Below are 18,301 nucleotides of genomic sequence, written 5' to 3'. Positions count from 1 at the left end.
GTCGGGCGTCAGGCGCCGTTGAAGGACGACCGGTCGCTGTCGAGGGCGGCCTCCATGCGGGCGACCTGGCCCTTGGTGAACATGAACATGCCCTTGTCGTCGGTGTAGTCCATGTAGTTGACGAACATGTCGCCGTCGGGACCATTGCCGCACGTCAGCTTGGGGAAGTGCGGGACGCGGAAGTTGGGGCCGCCGGAGTTCGGGGTGTCGGCGACAAAGTCACTGCCGTTGCAGCCGTCGCCGTCGTCGCCCCAGATGTGCAGCAGGTTGAGCCAGTGCCCCACCTCGTGGGTCGCCGTGCGCCCGAGGTTGTAGGGGGCGGAGACGGTGCCGGTCGTACCGAAGAACTGGTGGCCGATGACCACCCCGTCCGTTTTCGCGGGACCGCCGGGGAACTGGGCGTAGCCGAGTATTTCGTTGTCGTCCCTGGGGTCGAAGATGCGCGGGCAGACCCAGAGGTTGAGGTAGCGGTCGGCGGGCCATGCCTTGTGGCCGCCGCTCGCCGCCGATTTGACGTCGTTGGTCCGGATGTTGAATTTCGTGGTCTGGGTCTGTGTACGCGTGATGCCGTCGGTGGGCTGTCCGTCCGGGTCCTCCGTAGCGAGGTGGAACTCGATGCGGCTGTCGGCCACGAGCGGTTTCCAGACCGGCGGTACCTGCTCGATATCCGGATTGTCGGCTCGGAAGTCCTTGTTCAGTACGTCGATCTGGCTGGTGATCTGTTCCTCGTCGATGTTCTGCGCGGCGGTGTTGAACACCACGTGCACGACGACGGGGATGTGGGTCAGGCCGACACGCGCCGTCGCCTCGGCGCCGGTTTCGTAGGCGAAGGCCTGGTTCTCGATCCGGACACGGGCCGCGGCGTACGCCGGGTCCTCGGCCATCAGCAGATGATGCACCGGCATCGTGCCGCAGCCCCGACGGGCGGGAGCGGAGTCATTCGTGGGCATGTCACACCTCCAGGTTCGGCCGTGGGACGCGGCTGTGACCGGGTGAGGAATTACCGTATTCCGGTAATGATTCATCGTGATACATGCTGGATAATCCACGAAAAGGCTAGCATCTCTTGCAAATCCGGGCAAAAGATGCATCGGAGGGAAGGGCCGGGACGATGAGCGAGCTGCCCGCCGAACTGTTCCAGCAGTGGACCCACTCCTACGAGGAGGACGCCGAGGGCGTGACCGTCTACCGTCCGGCCGGCCACCCGCTCCCGCCCGCTCGCGGCCGCAGGGGAATGGAGATCGTCGCGGACGGCGCCTATATCGACCACCCCATCGGCGGTGCCGATGTGCCGGGCACCGTCCTGGGCCGCTGGTCGACGGCGGACGGACGGTCGCTCACCATCAGCTTTCCCGGTACGGACCGGCCCGACCGCCGACTCGAGATCCTGTGGTGCGACGGTGAATTGTTGAAGGCGCGTACTTCCTGAACCGACCGCACGAACAGGGCCCCCGCCCTGCCCGGTCCCGCTTCCGCTATCGGGTCAGGTGCGCGCGGGCCAGGGCGGTGAGGACGCTGCGGGTCTTGGACGTCTGGGGTGAGGGAGGCTGGAGACCCAGGTCGAGGAGGGTCCGCTCCAGCAAGTCCTGTGCACCGGAGGCTTCCGCGGGACGCGCCCGGAGCGACAGCTCCAGGAATCGCGGTCCGGAGTCGTCGACGCTCCAGAATTCCGCGGCGAGCGGGTGGATCAGGTCGCGTCGGGAGGGCTTCCACTTGATGGCCTCGACCGGGCCGAGCGGCACGAGCTCGTCCAGGTCGTCGTCGGTGACCTCGGTGCTCGCCAGCAGCTCCCGCTGGTCCCGGGTCAGCGGCGGCCGACGCGAGTCCCCGTCCCCGTTTTCTCCGTCGCCGGTGGGCCGCTCGAAGTCGTCCTCCACCTTCAGCGAGGCCGCCCAGACGCGGTTGCGGCCGGTCCAGTCCTCCTCGATCTTGAACTCCCAGTCCTTCCCGTCACGATTCTCCCGCCAGTCGGCAGGCAGGAGTTCTGGGACACACGGCCGCAGTTTCACGGTCAGGTCGTCCGCATCGCCCTTCACGGCCTTTCGCAGCCGGACCGTGACTCCCGCCTCCGACAGCGGAAGACGGATGTCGTCGCCATTCGCCCGCGGGGCGTCCCAGAAGTAGATCGTGAGGCCCTTGCCGTCGTCGGCCTCCAGCCCGAGCTGCCGGCACGCGGACTCGGCCGCCTCGTCGGACAGGATCACCTTGACCTCGACGTCGGCGTTCTTCAGTGCATCCGCCATATTTCCTTTATCGCATGGGGATACCCGGCCCGCATCCCTCAGGAGGATTCGAGGGCCGCGAGGGCCAGGCGCTGCCGCTCGGCGAGGGCCGCCTTGATCCCGGCGAGCGCCCCGGCGTTCCGTTCGATCTCCTGCCGCTGGTAAGCGGCGTCGACGGAATACCAGACGCCCACCACATTGTGCTCCTTCTTGCAGACCGCGTCGGCGGTGGCCACGGCCTTCTCCCGTCCGCTCGCGGTGGGGGTGCGCCAGGCCGGGTCGTCACCGGCGCTGATCGGGTCGGGGTAGGCGAAGCCGCGGTCCTTCATGCAGCGTGACCACTTCGCGAAGGCGGCGGTGACACGCGGGTCCCGCCGGGAGCGGTCGTAGCCGTCGGAGTTGATGCGGTTGGCGAGCGGCGCGTCGCCGCCGGTCTCGGCGTTGTCGGCGTGGAGGCCGCGCAGCGACTCCCCGATGCACCCGCCGGCCGGGACCGTGCGGCCGTTGACGTGTTGGCCGCCCCTGGCGCCCGTGGAGCCGGGCTTGACCCCGGGGTCGTCCGTACCGCCGAGAACCAGGGTCGTCCGGCCGGAAAGGGGGCCGGGGGAGGGGGCGGGGGCGGTCGGCGGGGTGCCGCTGCGGGGGCTGCCGGGCGGGGCGAATCCGTAGCGGGCGGCAGCGGCCGCGTCCGTGGTGCCGTATCGGAACTCGGTCCGGGTCCTCGGCCGGAATTCGGCGGGGGCGGGGGCGGGGCGATAGCGGAATCCGAAACGGGCCATACAGCGTTCGACGAGGGTGTCCCGCGCCTTGTCCAGCCGTTCCCACTGCTCGTTCGACAGGAGATACGAGTCGATGGGCAGCGGGTGCGAGACCGCCGTGGTGAGTTCGACCACGGAAGGGATCGACGGGATGGCGGCATCGCGGGTCGGCGGGTCGGAGGAACACCCCGTGGACAGCAGGAGAATGGCCGTTCCCAGCAGCACGGCCCCCTGTGCCGGACGACCGCCGTGAATGCCGTGGACAACGGAACCGGTCATGGGCCGGGCCTCCTCCGCTCGTGGACATGGACGTGCCCCGCCCGAGAGGCGAGCGGGGCGCTGATGCCGCACCGGGAATCAGCTGAAGCGGCCCGAGGCGTTGTTGTTGCGCAGCGAAGGCTTGAGGTTCGCCTGGGCGCCCTTGCCGATCCGCTGGCTGTCGCCCCGGTAATTCGTGCTGTAGTAGACCGTGATGGCCTTGTCGAAGTCCCAGTTGTCGACCGATTCGGCGTTGTTCCGTACGGTCTGCCCGCTGCCCGAGTTACCGAGTGACGAGGTGCTGGGGACGAAGGTGTTGTTGCCGTAATTGGCGTCGTTGTTGTTCTGCTTGTAGATCGCACCCGTGTAGTTCTGGTGGTAGAACAGGCAGGCATAACCGGTGGAGCAGTTCTGGGCGAGCCGCTGCTCCGACGACGCCGTCGGCGTGGCCGCGGCGGTGGTCGTGGTGGCGAAGCCGGTGCCGAGGGCGGCTACGGCGACCGCTCCGGCGATGGCCAGACGCTTGATGCTCATACGAGTGCCCTCCTGTATGTCCCGTGCAGGATGGGTTGGCCTTGCGGGCCTCATCCTGTCGAGGGCCGGTGGGGGAGGGACAGCTCCTTCGAACCACGTCGAAACCCACAGGTGATGGTCAGTGGGCGGGCTGAAGGACGGTTCTCACCAGGGCGGACCCCGCACGGCTGCGGACGTGGAGGGCGCTTCCGCCGTGCGGCAGCGTTCTGAGCAGGCCGGCGTCCCGGAGCGCCGAGAGGTGATGGCTGACCGTGGGCCCGGACACCCCCACCCTGCGGGCCAGCTCTCCGGAGGTGGACGCGGTCCCGGCGGCGAGCAGGATGGCGGCCCGGGTCGTTCCCATCAGCCTGGCCAGCACCTGTCCCTGCGGGGCCGTGTCGGTCTGGGCGTGGACGGCCGCGTGGACCAGGACGGGCGGGGCACCCGGGGCTGTGGGCTCCCCGTCGGACACGTGCGTCGTGCCGTGGCAGAAGTGCGAGGGCTGCAACAACAGTCCCACGCCGCGCAGATGCAGGTCCCGGTCGTCCTTGTGCTGCACATGCAGGACGGGCGGTGTCCAGCGCATACAGGGCGCGTAACTGCGCAACAGGCCGTGGATCCCGTCGTCGAGGAGCGCCCGGGCGCGCAGTGCCCGGTCGTTCTCGACACTGGCGCGGACCACTTCCCAGTACGGGGCGAGGGCGCATTCGTGATAGTCGCGGCGGAGCGAGGAGAGGCCGTCGAGGGCCTGGATCCCCTCCGGGACGTTCCCGTCGCAGGGGAACAGCGGCATCAGAATGTGCCGTATGCGGGGTGCGAGGCCGGTGCGGCCGGCCCGGGTCACGACATGCTGGTACCAGGGTTCGTAGCGGGCTGTCGGAGTTCGTCTCCGTAATCGGTGAACGCTGAGCGCCAATTCCCAGGAGGGGTCGGGCGCCGGGGCGACACGGGTACGGAGCAGATCGGCATCCGTGAAATGAATGCGCAGCACTTCCCCCACCGTCTCCGAGCGTAGAAGGCCACTGATTGGCCTACGGGCGGTAGGCCGTGCGGCACGATGCCAAGCGGTGGGAGCAGTGGCTAGGGGCTATGCGGCAGTCGGCCCAATCTGGCCGGATTCGGCGCGGGTTCTTCGGGCGGCGCCGATTCGGCCACGGTGTGCCGCCCGACGTCGGCTGGATGGAGGCTTTCGCGGCGTCACCCGACGGTGAGCCTGCCGCGGCCCTCGATGTACCCGAGGCCGCCGGTGAAACACCTCCTGACGTCGTTGGTGGGTACCGCGGTGCCCGAGAAGGTGCGGCCCGCCATGGGACCGGAGACAGCCTCGCCGCCGAGGAAGGAGTCGACCGGCGAATAGCCCCGGCCGCCGTGGGAGGCCGGACGGACCGTGGTCCGCCCGAGGACGCGGCCCGTGCGGTTCGCGCCGGAGTACCAGGTGACCGTGCCGGTGCCCTGGACGCCGGTCGCCCCGGAACAGGTCGCCAGGCCGCTGCCGCTGAGTACCATCCGCCCGGACTTGATCTGCCGCCGGCTGCCGTCGGGTGAGGTGCAGTCGTCCAGGTCCACGGTGCCGCGGGCGGAGATGCGCCGGGGGAAGTTGGAGACGGCGGGCGAGAAGGTGATCCGGTCGCCCGGCGCGGTCCGCAGGGAGCACTTGAGCGTGCTGGCCGCCCGTGCGGAAGCCCGTGTCCGCGGCTCGGTGTGGGCGGTGGTGGCGCCGGTCACGAGCAGCACGAGCGCCGCCCCGGCCGCGGCCAGCGCCTTGGTGCCGGAACGCGCCCGGGCGGCTCCGACGAGATGAACGGTGTGGGCCCTGTCGGGCATATGACTTCTTCCTTGCCGCTGAAGGTTCATGAGGTCGCTCGGCCCAGCCTGTGTGTCGCAAGCCGGCCGAACCACTTCCTGCTTGCCGGATTTGACCGGCTTTCATAGACCACATGGTCTACAGGAAATTTGCCCCAGTGGTCCGCTTTTCGCCAGGATCGCCACGCCGACGAAAGGACCCCCTCATGCGATGGCGCCGTTCCGTCCCCGGTCCAACAGCCCGTCCACGAAAGAACGGTGCGGGACGGGGCGGGGCCACCCGATGGGCCGTACGGCATCCGTGGTGGGTGCTGGTGACGGCGCTGGGGCTCGGAGCGCTGCTGGCCCTCGCCGCGATCGGCTCCCCCGCCCGTCTGTCCAACGGCGGATACATCGCGGGCGGCACCGAGGCGGCGCGCGCCGAGAGCGTACTCAAGGAGCGGTTCGACGCCGGCATTCCCGACCTCGTCCTGCACGTACGGGCCGACGCGCCCGTCACCGACCCCGCCGTGGACCGCGCGGGCCGCGCGTTCGCCCGGAAGGCCGCGGCACAGCCGGGGGTGCGCCGAGTGCTGTCCTACTGGACCGTGGGGGAGCCCCGGCTGCTGAGCCGGGACAAGCGCGCCGCCCTCCTCACCGTCGACCTCCAGGGAGACGAGCACGCGGCCGCGCGCCGCGCCGCGACGCTGGTGCCCCGGCTGACCGGCGAACACGGTCCGCTCCGGGTCACCGCGACCGGCCCGGCCTGGGTGATGGCACAGGCCACCGAGGTCAGCGGACAGGAACTGATGCGGGCCGAGCTGATCGGTGCGCCCTTGGCCGTACTCGTCCTGCTGTTCGCCTTCGGCTCGCTGACGGCCGCTCTGCTGCCCGCGGCCGTCGGGGGGCTGGCCGTGGCGGGCACCTTCGCGGTGCTGCGGCTGCTGACGGCGGTCATGCCCGTCTCGGCGTTCGCGTCGAACATCACCACCGCGCTCGGCTTCGGCCTGGCCATCGACTACGGCCTCTTCGTCGTCACCCGCTACCGGGAGGAAGCGGCCGCCGACCCCGCCGAGGCCATCGCCCGCACCATGCGCACGGCCGGCCGCACCGTGACGTACTCCGCGGCCACGGTCGTCGTCTGCCTGAGCACACTGCTCCTCTTCCCCCTGGGATTCCTGCGCTCCCTGGCCGTCGCCGGGATGAGCGTGGTGGTGCTGGCGGCGGCGACCACCGTGCTCGTGCTGCCCGCCCTGCTGGCCGTCGTCGGCACCCGTATCGACCGGGGCGACCTGTTCGCGCCGCTGCGCCGGACGCGGCGGGAGGACGACGCGTCGCTCTGGCACCGCGCGGCCCGCGCCGCGACGGCACGGCCGGTACTGGCGGGCGGCTGCGCGGTGCTCTTCCTGGCGACGCTGGCACTCCCCTTCGCCCATGTGCGCTTCGGCGTCACCGACGAGCGCGTCCTGCCGGCAAGAGTGGAGTCGCACGCGACGGCCGCCAGGATCGAGCGGGAATTCGACCTGCCGTGGAACCGGACCCTGGCCGTGCTGCTGCCCGGCGTCGACGCCGTGGACCAGCAGGAGAAGCTGGACGCCTACGCGCGCCGCGTCTCCGTCCTCCCCGGAGTGGGCGCGGTCTCCGCCGCGGGCGGTGTCTACGAGAGGGGCCGGCCCACGGCCGGCCCCACCATCGGCTCACTCCTCTACATCACCCGTGGCGCCACATGGCTGGCCGTGATCGGCAGCGGACCGCCGGCCCGGGACGAGCGACTGGTCGAGGAACTGCGCGCGCTGCCCTCGCCCGGCCCGCACCTGGTCTCGGGGAGGCCGGCCCGGGTCCTGGACACCAAGAACGCCGTCCTCGACGCCCTCCCGGGGGCGGCGGCCATCGTCGTCGGCAGCGTCCTGCTCCTGCTGTTCCTCTTCACGGGCTCGGTGCTCATCCCGTTCAAGGCGGTACTCATGGGGGCCCTGAGCCTGAGCGCGAGTTTCGGGGCCATGGTCCACGTCTTCCAGGACGGCCATCTCCGCGACCTGTTCGGGCACTTCACCGTCACGGGCGAGCTGGACACCGCCATGCCGGTGCTGATCTTCGGTGCCGCCTTCGCCCTGTCGGTCGACTACGAGATGTTCCTCCTCTCGCGCATCCAGGAGGAGTACCGGATCTCGGGCGACCACCGGGCCTCCGTGGTCGCCGGCATCGCCCGCACGGGCAGGACGGTCACCGTCGCCGCGACCATCTTCGCGGCCGCGCTGTTCCCCCTGGTCCTCTCCGACATCACCCTGCTGAAACTCTTCGGCTGCGGGCTGGCCTTGGCGGTCCTGGTCGACGCCACCGTCGTCCGGGGCGTGCTCGTACCCGCCTTCATGCGGCTGACCGGTCGTGCCAACTGGTGGGCGCCCCGCCCGCTCGCCGCGCTCCACCGGCGCCTGGCCCCGGAGCGGTGGCACGGCTCCGGGGCCAGGGGTCCCGAGGGGGTGCCGAGCCCCCGGGACACCCCGCTCACACCGGTGACGGCTCCCGGCCCCCGGGCTGGGCACCTACCGCCGCGGCCCCCTCGGCGGTAGCCGCGTCGCCCGTCCCGGCGCCGTCGGGGCTGCCCGCGAGTCCGAGGCGCAGCAGCACCAGGTGGGAGATGTCGGTGATCGTGCCGCCGCTGCGCAGGAGTTCCAGCGGTGGGATCTCGATGTCGAACCGCCTGCGCAGCGAGACCAGCATCTCGGCGAGCATGAGCGAGTCGAGTCCGTACTCGTCGAGCCGCCGGTTGTGGTCGAGGTCCTTCTCCTCCATGTGCAGGACCTCGGCCAGCAGGTGCGCGAGATTGTCGGCTACGGCCCGTACCGCCTCCTCGGGGGCCATGGCCGCCAGGGCCCGCAGGATCTCCTCCCGCGTGTGGTCCGCTTCGTCCATCCGCTCGGGGAGGAGCAACGAGCAGCGGGGAGCTTCGGTGGCCGGGAGGAAGCCGCGCAGGCGGGCCCAGTTGTAGCGGCCGACGCCCGCCACGACGAAATCGCCGCCGAGCAGCCGCTCGGCCGCGGCGAACGCCTCGTGGAGCGCGAGGGGTTCGATGCCGACCGAGGCCAGGGTCTGGGTGAGCTCGTTGCGGGCGACATAGCCCGTCTCGCCGATGGCGCCCCACGCGATCGCCTGTCCGGCCGCTCCGGCGCCGCGGCGACGGCGGGCGAGGGCCTCCAGCCAGAGGTTGGCGGCCACGTAGTTGGACTGCCGGATGTTGCCCAGGAGGGTCGTGCCGGAGGAGTACAGGACGAACAGGTCCAGCTCGCGTTCCCCGAGGATGCGGTCCAGCACCGCGGCGCCGGCCATCTTGGCGCCCAGAGCGGCGGCGAACCGCTCGTCGGTGAGCTGGGACAGCAGGTCGTCCTCCAGGTGCATCGCGCAGTGGACGACACCCCGCAGGGGATGGCCGCCGGTGTCGATCCCGTCGATGACGCCGCGCATCGCGGAGAGGTCGGAGACGTCGGCCGCGTACGCGGTGGCCCGCACGCCGTGCTCGGCGAGCCGGGCCAGCAGCTCTCCGGCGCCGGGGGTCTCCTCGCCGCGGCGGCCGACCAGGGCCAGGTGCCGTGCGCCCCGCTCGGCGAGCCGTACGGCCGTGGCGGCGCCGAAGCCGCTGAGGCCGCCGGTGACGAGGTAGGTGCCGTCGGGGTCGAGGTCCGGTGCATGGCCGCGCCGCTCCACCCGTACGGGTTCGTCCAGCGGGTCGAGGGCGACGACGACCTTGCCGACGTGACGGGAGTGCTGCATGAGCTGGAACGCCTCGGTCACCCGGGCGGCGGGGAACACGTGGTGCGGCAGCGGGCGGTAGGACCCGCTCCGTACGTGTGCGGTGACGTCGGCGAACAGTTTGGCGCCGGCACGGGGGTCGAAGGCCAGTGTGGTGAGGTCGACGCCGAAGAAGGCGATGTTGTTGCGGAAAGGGCGCAGGAGGAGCGGCTTGTTCTCGTAGATGTCCCTCTTGCCCAGCTCGATGAAGCGGCCGCCGGGGCGCAGGAGTTCCAGGCTGCGGGTGATGGCCTCTCCGGCGAGGGAGTTGACGACGACGTCCACGCCGGCCCCGCCGGTGACGTCCATGACCTGGGTGGCGAAGTCCAGGCTCCGTGAGTCGAGTACGTGCTCGACCCCCAGGTGGCGCAGCAGTTCCCGCTTGGCGGGGGTGCCCGCGGTCGCGATCACCCGGGCACCGTGCAGGCGGGCGTACTGCAGGACCGCGAGCCCGATGCCACCCGCCCCGCCGTGCACCAGGACCGTCTCCCCGGCGGAGAGCCGGGCCAGGTGGTCGAGGCTGTAGTGGACGGTGGAGAAGACGACGGGCAGGGTCGCGGCTTCGGTGAAGCTCATCCCGTCGGGGATGTGTCCGACGGCCTGGGCGGCGGTGAGGGTGTGCGAGGCGAGGGAGGCGGGTGCCAGCCCGAACACCCGGTCCCCGGGGCGGAATCCGGTCACGTCCGGGCCGACGGAGGTGACGACCCCCGCGCATTCCAGACCGAGACCGACCTCGGTGTAGGTGCCTTCGATCGCCTCGGTCGGCAGCAGCCCGACGGCCTGCATCATGTCGCGGTAGTTCAGGGCGGCCGCTCGTACGGCGATCGCGACCTGGCCGGGGCCGGCCGTGACCGGGTCCCGCTCGGACCAGATCAGTCGGTAGGACAGGCCGGGCGAGCGTACGTCGAGCGCGAACGCCTCCGGTGCGGTGGGCGTCACCATGCGGTGATCGGCGGGCAGGGCCGTCTCGCGGGGTACGAACCTGCCGCCGCCCGCGGTGAGGACGACCTCGGTCTCCGCGGGGTCCGCGAGGAGTTCCCGGGCCAGCCGGTGCGCGTCGGTGGCCACCTCCTCGCCGCGATCGAGCGAGATGGCCCGGACGGCCAGCCGCGGCTCCTCGTTGGCCAGGCTGCGGGCGATCCCCCAGACCGCGGCGTCCTGGGTGGCGGCGGGCCGCTCGGGGGCCGGGAGGGCGCCGCTGGGCCGGGTCACGACGGCCAGCGGCGCCCGCGAGTTCTCCCGCAGGTGCTCGCAGGCCAACGAGACGGTGCGCAGGAAGGCCGCCCGCCGGGTGGTGAGTGCCACCAGGTCACCGGGGTCGAGCGGGGGCGTGTCGCCCAGGACGACGCAGAGGGCCGCGCCGTCCGCGAACTCCTCGGGCAACCAGTCGGCCGGGTCCTCGCCCACCAGGCGCGCCCGGGACTCCACGCCGTCGGCTCGCGGGAGGAGCCCGGCCACCGCCTCGGCGAGCTCCAGTTCGCCGGGGGTCTCCGCGGCGACGACCCAGCGGACGGGCGGCGTGTCGGTCGGCGGCGGTAGGGCGACGGTGCGATCGGGGGCGGCGGCGAGGAGGACGGAGAAGTCCTCGCGGCAGGGCAGGGCGTCGTCACCGGTCCGCACGATGTCGGTGAATCCGCACCGGGTGAGCAGGTCCGGCCACCGGTCGGCGGGCAGCAGCAGCGAATCCGGCCGTTCGTCGTGGTCGGTGCGGTTCCAGAAGCTGTCCAGGGTGCCGAAGTACGGCGCGAGGACGTACGGATCGTGGGACTCGACGGCCAGGAGCAGCCCGCCGGGGGCCAGCAGCGTGGCGACGCGGCGCAGCGCGGCGCCGAGGTCCTTGGCCGTGTGCAGGGCGTTGGAGGCGATGACGATGTCGAAGCCGGCCTCGGGCAGTCCCTGGGCGTCCGCGTCGGCATCCAGGTCGAAGGTGCGGTAGGTCACGAAGTCGTACGCGGCGAAGCGCCGTTCGGCACGGGCCAGGAACACCGGTGAGATGTCGGTGTAGACGTACCGGGTGCGCTCGGCCGGGAGCAGCGGGAGCAGGGCGGCCGCCGCACCACCGGTGCCGGCGCCCACCTCCAGGACGCGCAGCGGCCGGTCGGCGGGCCAGGCCCGTACCGTCTCGCGCAGGAGCGCTTGCGCGAGGCGGTTGTGGAAGCGGCTGGTGGCGGCGGTGTCGTAGAGCTGCTCGAAGTCGGTGAGGCTGCCGTCCGACAGCAGGAGGTCCACGGGGTCGGTGCCGTCGCCGGTGAGGACGTCGCGCAGGCCGCGGACGGCCAGTCGGGTCTCGGTCGAGCAGCGCGGGAATTCCAGTACCAGCCGGCGCAGCAGTTCCCGGTCGGCGAAGGTCGTCCGGGTCAGTCTCAGCAGGCCGCTCTCCTCCCGTTCCAGCAGGCCGTGGCGGAGCAGTTCCGGGATCATCGCTTCGAAGCAGGGGGTGCGGCGCGGGTCCATGCCCGCCGCGAGGAGGGCGGTGACGTCGAAGGGCGCGGAGGGGTCGGGGAGGAGCGCCGCGACGGCCGCCGCGTGCCGGTGGGCGGCCGCCTCCTTGAGCATGGCCACGAACCGCTCGTAGGGGTGGTCGTGCCAGTCCGCGCGGAGCGCCGCCACGTGATCGGCGGCGGCCGCCGCGATGGCCGAGGGGGTGACGGGCGGTTCGTCCGGCACCGGCACCGGCTCCTGGGCGTGTGGCGCCGCGCGCAGCACGGTGTGGTGGGAGGTCAGCGGTGTGCGGTGGGCCCCGGCCAGGCGCCGCAGCCGGCATCGCTCCAGTTCGACACTGACCGTTCCGTCCTCGTCGGTGACGACGATGTCCCAGCACGCCTCGGCCGCCGAGAGCGACCGCTGCCGCACATGGACCCATCCGGAGGTGGCCGGAGTGCGCCACACCCGGGCGGCTCCGACGGCGGCCGGCAGATACACCTCGCCGTCGGTCACCGCCTCGGCGATCAGCGGTGCGCCCGCCTGCAGGGCTCCGTCCAGCAGGGCCGGATGGGCCTCGTACTCCTCGGCCGGGGCGTCGTGCCGGTAGGCGGCCAGCACCTCGCCGTCCCCCGCGCGCAGTTCCCGCAGTACCTGGAAGGTGGGGCCGTACTGGAGGCCCGCGCGCCCGACCGCGGCGTAGTGCTCCTCGGCGCTCACCACGCGCGCGCAGCGTGCGTGGACGGCCGGGACTTCCAGGGGCGCGGGTGCCCGGCCGAGGCGGGTGCGGACCCTCGCCCGTACGTGGGGGCGTGGTTGCCGGGCCTGTGGGTCGGTGCTGGTGATCTCGACCAGCCCGTCGTCCGGGGTCAGGGCCAGCTGGACCCGTACGCCGCCGGCGTCCGCCCAGGGCACGACCAGCGGGCGGGTGATCTCCAGGCAGTCCACTTCGGCGGCGGCGCCGAGGGTGAGGCGCCCGGCCGACAGGGCCATCTCGACGTAGGCCGTGGCCGGGACGACGACCGAGCCGGCGAGTTTGTGGTCGACCAGCCAGGGCGCCAGCGCCGGTTCGATCGCGCCCTGCCAGGTCGGCAGCGGGGACGGCAGCCGCTCGCCCAGGAGCGGATGGTCCAGGAGACCGGAGCCGCTGGTGCGCACCCACGTCTGCGGGGTGCCGTTCCAGTGGCGCTCCCGCTGCCACGGGTACGCCGGCAGCTCCGCCACCCGGCCCCGCCGGGGGAAGTGCACACCCCAGTCGATCCGGGCGCCCTGGGCCATGAGCGCCGTCACCGCCAGGCGCATCGCGGCGCGTGCGTCGACGCCCCGCCGCAGGGTGGCCGTCACCGCGATCGGCGTACGGGGCCGTGCGGCGGCGATCCGTCGCAGGTAGGAGCGCAGGACGGGGTGCGGCCCGATCTCCACGAGGACGTCCGCGCCCGCGTCGAGGGCTTGCTCGACGGCGTCGGCGAACAGGACGGGCTCACGGACGTTGCGCCACCAGTACTCGGCGTCCAGGCTCGTGCCGTCGACCGGTGCGCCGGTGACGGAGGAGACCATCGCGACGCGCGTCGGGCCGGGCCGCAGTCCGCTCAGCGCCTCGCGCAGGGGCTCCCGGATCGGGTCCATCGCGGCGCTGTGGAAGGCGTAGTCGAGGTCGAGTTCCGTACAGGCCACTCCTTGCCGCGACATCTCCTCGGCGAAGTCGTTCAGTTGAGGCGCCGGCCCGGCGACGGTCACGTCCCGCGCGCTGTTCACCGCCGCCACCTCCAGCCCGGGGTGGGTCGGGAGGAGCTTCTCGGCGCGGGAGGCCGGCAGGCCGACGGCGGCCATGCGGCCCATGCGGGCGGTGGCCGCCTGGGTCCGGCTGCGGGCGGCGACGACCCGCGCGGCCTGCTCCAGGTCGAGGGCGCCGGCGACGTGGGCGGCGGCGACCTCCCCGACGCTGTGGCCCAGCACGGTGTGCGCGACGACGCCCTGCTCCTCCAGCATCCGCGCCACACCGACCTGCACGGCGAACAGCAACGGCTGGGCGATCTCCGTGAGCTCCAGTCGTGCCCGGTCCGCGGGCACGGTGAGTTCCTCCCTGACCGACCAGCCCAGGTGGGGAGCGAGGGCCGCGTCGACGGCCGCGACCGCTGCCTCGAACGCCTGGCTGTGCGCCAGTAGTTCGGCGCCCATGCCCGCCCATTGCGAGCCGTTGCCGGAGAAGACGAAGGCGACGCGTCCGTGGTCGACCGCCTGTGCGGTGGTGCCGATGGCCTCGTCGTCCCGCGGGGAGGGGATGACCGGGGCTTCCGGCGCGGTGGTCTCCCCGTCGGCGGCGGGTACGGGCGAACCGGCGAACCGGCGCAGCCGCTGCGCCGCGGTGCCGGCGGTGGCCAGGACCGCCGCACGGTGCGGGTGCTTCCCGCGCCGCAGGCACGTGGTGTACGCGATGTCGTAGAACTCCTGCGGCGTCGCGTCCGACAGCCGGTCGGCCAGCCGGGCCGCCGCCTCCTCCAGCGCCCGCGGAGTGCGCGCGGAGACGATCAACGGGAGCGTCTCGCCCGGTGTCACGGGGTGCTCGGCGGGGGCGCTCTCCCGCGGCGGGGAGGGCAGCGTCGGGGGAGCGGTGACGATGACGTGGGCGTTGGAGCCCCCGAAGCCGAAGGAGTTCACTCCCACGACGGGTCGGCCGGCGCCGCACAGCGACCTGGGCTCGTCGGCCGGTGCGAGGTTGAGCGCCGCGAAGTCGATGTCCGGGTTCGGCGGGGAGGCGTGCAGGGAGCGCGGGATCACCTTGTGCCGGAGCACCAGCAGGGCCTTGAGGAGGCCCGCCATGCCGGAAGCGGGCTCCAGGTGCCCGATGTTGGTCTTGACCGATCCGATCGGCAGCACTCCGCCGGTGCGGTGCCGGCCGATGGCCCGGCCGATGGCCCGGCACTCCAGCGGGTCCCCGACCAGGGTGCCGGTGCCGTGCGCCTCGAGGTAGACCAGTTCGTCGGGGCCGACACCCGCCTCGGCGTACACGGCGCGCAACAGGTCCTCCTGCGCCTCCGCGTTGGGCAGCGCCAGGCCCATCGTCCTGCCGTCGCTGTTGGACGCGCTGCCCAGGATCACCCCGTGGATCCGGTCGCCGTCCGCCATGGCGTCCGCGAGCCGCTTGAGCACCACCAGGCCGCCGCCCTCCGCGCGTACGAACCCGTCGGCGTGGGCCGAGAAGGAGGCGCACCGGCCGCTGGGCGAGAGCATGGCCGCCTGGGAGAACCCCACATAGTGGTAAGGGCTGAGCAGCACGTTGACGCCGGCCGAGAGCACGGCGCGGCTGGTGCCGTCCAGCAGGGTTCGGCAGGCCCTGTCCAGCGCCACCAGGGACGAGGAGCAGGCGGTGTCCACCGCCATGCTCGGGCCGCGCAGGTCGAAGAAGTGGGACAGCCGGTTCGCGGCGATCGACGAGGCGGCCCCCGACATCGTGTAGGCGTTGACCGACTCCGGCGCCATCATCTGCAGGCCGCCGTACGAGGTGTCCGAAACCCCCACGTACACGGCCGTGTCCGACCCCGCGAGCCGGTCGGGAGCGATGCCGGCGTCGTCCAGCGCCTCGACGGCCAGTTCCATCAGCAACCGGTGCTGGGGGTCCATCCGGGCCGCTTCCTTCGGCGCGATGCCGAAGTACCCGGCGTCGAACGCCGCGACGTCGTCGAGGAAGCCGCCCGCGGCCGTGTAGCTCTTGCCGGTGCGGGGCATCGAGGTGTCCACGAAGCGGCGTGGGTCGAAGCGGTCCGCAGGCACCTCGCCGACCACATCGCGGCCTTGCTCCAACACCTCCCAGAGCCCGTCGAGATCCTTGACTCCCCCGGGGAAGCGGCATGACGCACCGACCACTGCGATCGCCGGGTCCACAATCGCAGTTCTATTATCACGCATGACGAACGGCTTTCCTTTGAAGCAGAAGGATGGGAGCGCCCGACGGGCCGGGCGGTTCGTGCGGCACAGCACGTGCGCGAGAACCTAGCCCATTCAGATATATCGACCACGTTCATTCGCTGTGGCGTTCGGGTAGCAAGCGCGGGAGCCTCCTGGCCCTTCGCGCCGCGGTCACCGCGGCCACTGCCACCCCTCGGGTGCACGACAGACGCGAACACCACCCCCGCACCGGCCTGTGCCCCGCCCCGCAGGGCTGCCAGGGTGGGCTCACCGCGGGCCCCGAGACGTCTGGAGCGACGAGCGTGCGCATTCCCCTGACCGCATTCCAACTGGAGATCTGGATATCCCAGATCCTGGAACCGAGCAGCACGGTCTACAACGTCGGCGACTACTACGAGATCACCGGCACCGTCGACGCGGCACTCCTGGAACGCGCGGCGCGTACCGCCGTGGACGAAGCCGGGTCGCTGGGCGCGCGGTTCGTCACCGCGCCCGACGGGACGCCGGCCCAGGAGCCGGCACCGGCGGAGTGGGACTTCGACATCCTCGACCTGAGCGGCACCCCCGATCCCGAGGCGGCGGCCCTGGCCTGGATGCGTGCGCAATTCGACCGGCCGGTCGACCTCACCCGCGGCCCCTTGCTCACAGCGGCCCTCATCAAGGTGTCGGCCGACCGCCACTTCTGGTACCGGCGCTTCCACCACATCCTGATCGACGCCCACAGCTTCGCCGCCCTCGCCCACAGGACGGCGGAGCTGTACACCGCCTCGCAGAACGGGGAGCCTCCGACCCCGAACCCCTTCCGGCCCGTGACGGTCGCGATCGAGCACGAACGGGCCTACACGGAGGGCCGCCTGTGCCGGGCCGACCGGGACTTCTGGGAGAAGGAGCTGGCCGAATGGCCGGTCACCGGGCGCCTGAAGGCGGCCGCGCCACCCGCACCCGTGGCCCGGCACGCCGGCCACCACCTGCCACGGCCCGTGGTCGACGCGATCCACGAGCAGAGCGAGCGGCTCGGGGTGTCCCCGGCGCACTTCCAGATCACGGCGACCGCCCTGCACCTGTGGCGGGCCACCGAAGCGGAAGAGGTGACCTTCGGGTGCTCCGTGGCGGGCCGCACCACCCGCAAGCTGCGTGACGTCGTCGCACCCATGTCGAACATCCTGCCGATGCGGGTCGCCGTGGAGCCGGACCTGTCCCTCCGGGAGACCTTCCAGCGGGCGGACGGACGGATCCGGCAGGCGCTGCGCCACCACCGGTACCGCTACGAGGAATTCCGGCGGGCGCTGTCCGCCCGACCGGGCCCCGCGGCGGGGCACGGTGTCGGGCCGCTGGTCAACATCCTGAACTTCGACCGCGAACTGCGCTTCGGAGCGGCCGAGGGCGTGGTGCGCACCCTGGTCACCGGCCCCATCCCGGACCTCGGCTTCTTCTTCGACACCCGCGCCGGGAGCGAGGGCGTCGCCATCGGCGTGGAGGCCAACCCCGCCAACTACTCGGCGCAGGAGACGCAGCGCCAGGCCGACGGCCTCGGCCTCCTCATCAGGGAGCTGGCCGCGGCGGGGCCGACGACGGCCGTACGCACGCTGGGTCGGGGCTGAGCCGACCCGGGCCGGGTCTCGCCCGGCCCCGGACGGCCCCGCCGGCCCGGAGCTGCCCGAGGAGATAGCCGGCCTGGAAGCGGCTCGTGGCGCCGACGGCCTTCATGATCTCCGCGACATGGCGCTGGCAGCTGCGCACCGACATGCCCAGCCGCCGGGCGATGGACTTGTCCTCCAGGCCCTCGGAGAGCATGGCGGCGATCGACTCCTGGATCTCACCGGAGATCCGCAGGGCCGACGCCGAGTCGAAGGTGACGGGGAACGGCGAGGCACCGCGCCAGCAGCAGTTGAAGAAGGCCCGCAGGCAATGGACGAGATGGGGCTCGCGCACCACCAGCGCCGCTTGCGGATCGTCCGGCAGCCCCAGCAGGGCCACCCGCCGGTCGAAGATCAGCATGCGGCACAGGCCCTCGGACTGGGTACGGACCTCCGCCCCCAGACCCGTCATGCGCCGCACGTGCTCCACGGTCGGCCGGTGATAGCGCGCGGTGTGCTGGTAGAGCGTGCGCATGGCGACACCGCGCGCCAGCGCCCGGTCGTCCCGCCCCGCGGCCTCCTCCAGGACCAGGGGCGAGCGAGGGCCACCCGGCTGCGCGGCGAGCAGCTCCTCACGACAGGAGAGCGTCAATTCCTCGATGGTCTCCCGCACGACGGAGAGGTCGGTGACCAGCTCGACCGGTGCCGCGTCGGAGCGGTGTGCCCACCCCGACTCGTAGGCCGGGAGCAGTGACTCGAACATCCAACGGAACCGCTCGATCTCCTCGTGCTGTTCCCGGAGGTACCGCTCCATCGGGCGCAGCAACCGATTGGCGGCGGTCCGCGGCGGCACCACGGCGAAATGGCCGGGCTCCGTCTCGGCGCGGGACAACAACCGCAACCCCAGGAGTTCCTTGAGCGCCCTTTCCGCGGTGTCGTCGTCAAGTCCGAGAACACCGAGGTCTTCCGGGCCGCACACGGCTCGCCGCGTCGCGAATTCGAAGACGCGCAGAGCTTCCTGGCTCAGCTCGATCCCGCCGAACGGCCCCGAGGTATTCATGACCCTCCTGTCGCACCA

At 72.1% G+C, this 18,301-nt stretch carries 11 protein-coding genes; 3 read left to right on the top strand and 8 right to left on the bottom strand.

Features of this window, described 5'->3' with window-relative positions; translation table 11 throughout:
- Positions 1 to 8: 8 nt before the first annotated feature.
- Entirely contained in the window at positions 9 to 950 is a 942-nt protein-coding gene (locus ACZ303_RS24775; protein WP_467342477.1) for a zinc metalloprotease, read from the bottom strand.
- A gap of 161 nt (positions 951 to 1,111) precedes the next feature.
- On the opposite strand from ACZ303_RS24775, the gene ACZ303_RS24770 reads away from it, so the two are divergent.
- Complete coding sequence (locus ACZ303_RS24770) at positions 1,112 to 1,429, top strand: hypothetical protein (protein WP_467342475.1); 318 nt, start codon at positions 1,112 to 1,114, stop codon at positions 1,427 to 1,429.
- A 46-nt stretch (positions 1,430 to 1,475) separates the two neighbouring features.
- Here ACZ303_RS24770 and ACZ303_RS24765 read toward each other — a convergent pair whose 3' ends face one another.
- The 5 genes from ACZ303_RS24765 to ACZ303_RS24745 form a co-directional block, all read right to left on the bottom strand.
- Positions 1,476 to 2,243, bottom strand: coding sequence for a hypothetical protein (locus ACZ303_RS24765; protein ID WP_467342473.1), 768 nt, complete (start codon positions 2,241 to 2,243; stop codon positions 1,476 to 1,478).
- Between the two features lie 38 nt (positions 2,244 to 2,281).
- Positions 2,282 to 3,259: a hypothetical protein gene (locus tag ACZ303_RS24760; protein WP_467342472.1), complete on the bottom strand. Its 978-nt coding sequence runs from the start codon at positions 3,257 to 3,259 to the stop codon at positions 2,282 to 2,284.
- A 78-nt stretch (positions 3,260 to 3,337) separates the two neighbouring features.
- Entirely contained in the window at positions 3,338 to 3,772 is a 435-nt protein-coding gene (locus ACZ303_RS24755; RefSeq protein ID WP_467342470.1) for a peptidase inhibitor family I36 protein, read from the bottom strand.
- A 118-nt stretch (positions 3,773 to 3,890) separates the two neighbouring features.
- Positions 3,891 to 4,595, bottom strand: a complete 705-nt coding sequence (locus tag ACZ303_RS24750) for an ArsR/SmtB family transcription factor (RefSeq protein ID WP_467342468.1) — start codon at positions 4,593 to 4,595, stop codon at positions 3,891 to 3,893.
- A 353-nt stretch (positions 4,596 to 4,948) separates the two neighbouring features.
- Entirely contained in the window at positions 4,949 to 5,575 is a 627-nt protein-coding gene (locus ACZ303_RS24745; RefSeq protein WP_467342467.1) for a hypothetical protein, read from the bottom strand.
- 287 nt (positions 5,576 to 5,862) lie between these two features.
- Between ACZ303_RS24745 and ACZ303_RS24740 the strand changes: the two genes are divergently transcribed.
- Positions 5,863 to 8,103 carry an MMPL family transporter gene (locus ACZ303_RS24740; protein WP_467342465.1) on the top strand — a complete coding sequence of 747 codons (2,241 nt, stop codon included), beginning with the start codon at positions 5,863 to 5,865 and terminating at the stop codon, positions 8,101 to 8,103.
- Here ACZ303_RS24740 and ACZ303_RS24735 read toward each other — a convergent pair.
- Positions 8,039 to 15,646 (bottom strand): SDR family NAD(P)-dependent oxidoreductase, encoded by a 7,608-nt coding sequence (locus tag ACZ303_RS24735; protein WP_467342464.1) that lies wholly within the window; start codon positions 15,644 to 15,646, stop codon positions 8,039 to 8,041. The two genes, ACZ303_RS24740 and ACZ303_RS24735, sit on opposite strands and share 65 nt — an antisense overlap.
- 302 nt (positions 15,647 to 15,948) lie before the next feature.
- Between ACZ303_RS24735 and ACZ303_RS24730 the strand changes: the two genes are divergently transcribed.
- Complete coding sequence (locus tag ACZ303_RS24730; RefSeq protein WP_467342462.1) at positions 15,949 to 17,247, top strand: condensation domain-containing protein; 1,299 nt, start codon at positions 15,949 to 15,951, stop codon at positions 17,245 to 17,247.
- Here the strand turns inward: ACZ303_RS24730 and ACZ303_RS24725 are convergent.
- Complete coding sequence (locus ACZ303_RS24725) at positions 17,189 to 18,283, bottom strand: LuxR family transcriptional regulator (RefSeq protein ID WP_467342460.1); 1,095 nt, start codon at positions 18,281 to 18,283, stop codon at positions 17,189 to 17,191. The genes ACZ303_RS24730 and ACZ303_RS24725 overlap by 59 nt on opposite strands.
- Positions 18,284 to 18,301: the final 18 nt, after the last annotated feature.

This window comes from Streptomyces sp. NPDC023527, assembly GCF_055560115.1.
Note: the sequence above shows the minus strand (reverse complement) of the source record. Positions and strands in the feature narration are given on the sequence as shown.

Coding starts and splice junctions, on each gene's coding strand:
- ACZ303_RS24775 (WP_467342477.1), bottom strand. CDS start 950: ATGCCCACGAATGACTCCGCTCCCGCCCGTCGGGGCTGCGGCACGATG.
- ACZ303_RS24770 (WP_467342475.1), top strand. CDS start 1,112: ATGAGCGAGCTGCCCGCCGAACTGTTCCAGCAGTGGACCCACTCCTAC.
- ACZ303_RS24765 (WP_467342473.1), bottom strand. CDS start 2,243: ATGGCGGATGCACTGAAGAACGCCGACGTCGAGGTCAAGGTGATCCTG.
- ACZ303_RS24760 (WP_467342472.1), bottom strand. CDS start 3,259: ATGACCGGTTCCGTTGTCCACGGCATTCACGGCGGTCGTCCGGCACAG.
- ACZ303_RS24755 (WP_467342470.1), bottom strand. CDS start 3,772: ATGAGCATCAAGCGTCTGGCCATCGCCGGAGCGGTCGCCGTAGCCGCC.
- ACZ303_RS24745 (WP_467342467.1), bottom strand. CDS start 5,575: ATGCCCGACAGGGCCCACACCGTTCATCTCGTCGGAGCCGCCCGGGCG.
- ACZ303_RS24735 (WP_467342464.1), bottom strand. CDS start 15,646: ATGCGTGATAATAGAACTGCGATTGTGGACCCGGCGATCGCAGTGGTC.
- ACZ303_RS24725 (WP_467342460.1), bottom strand. CDS start 18,283: ATGAATACCTCGGGGCCGTTCGGCGGGATCGAGCTGAGCCAGGAAGCT.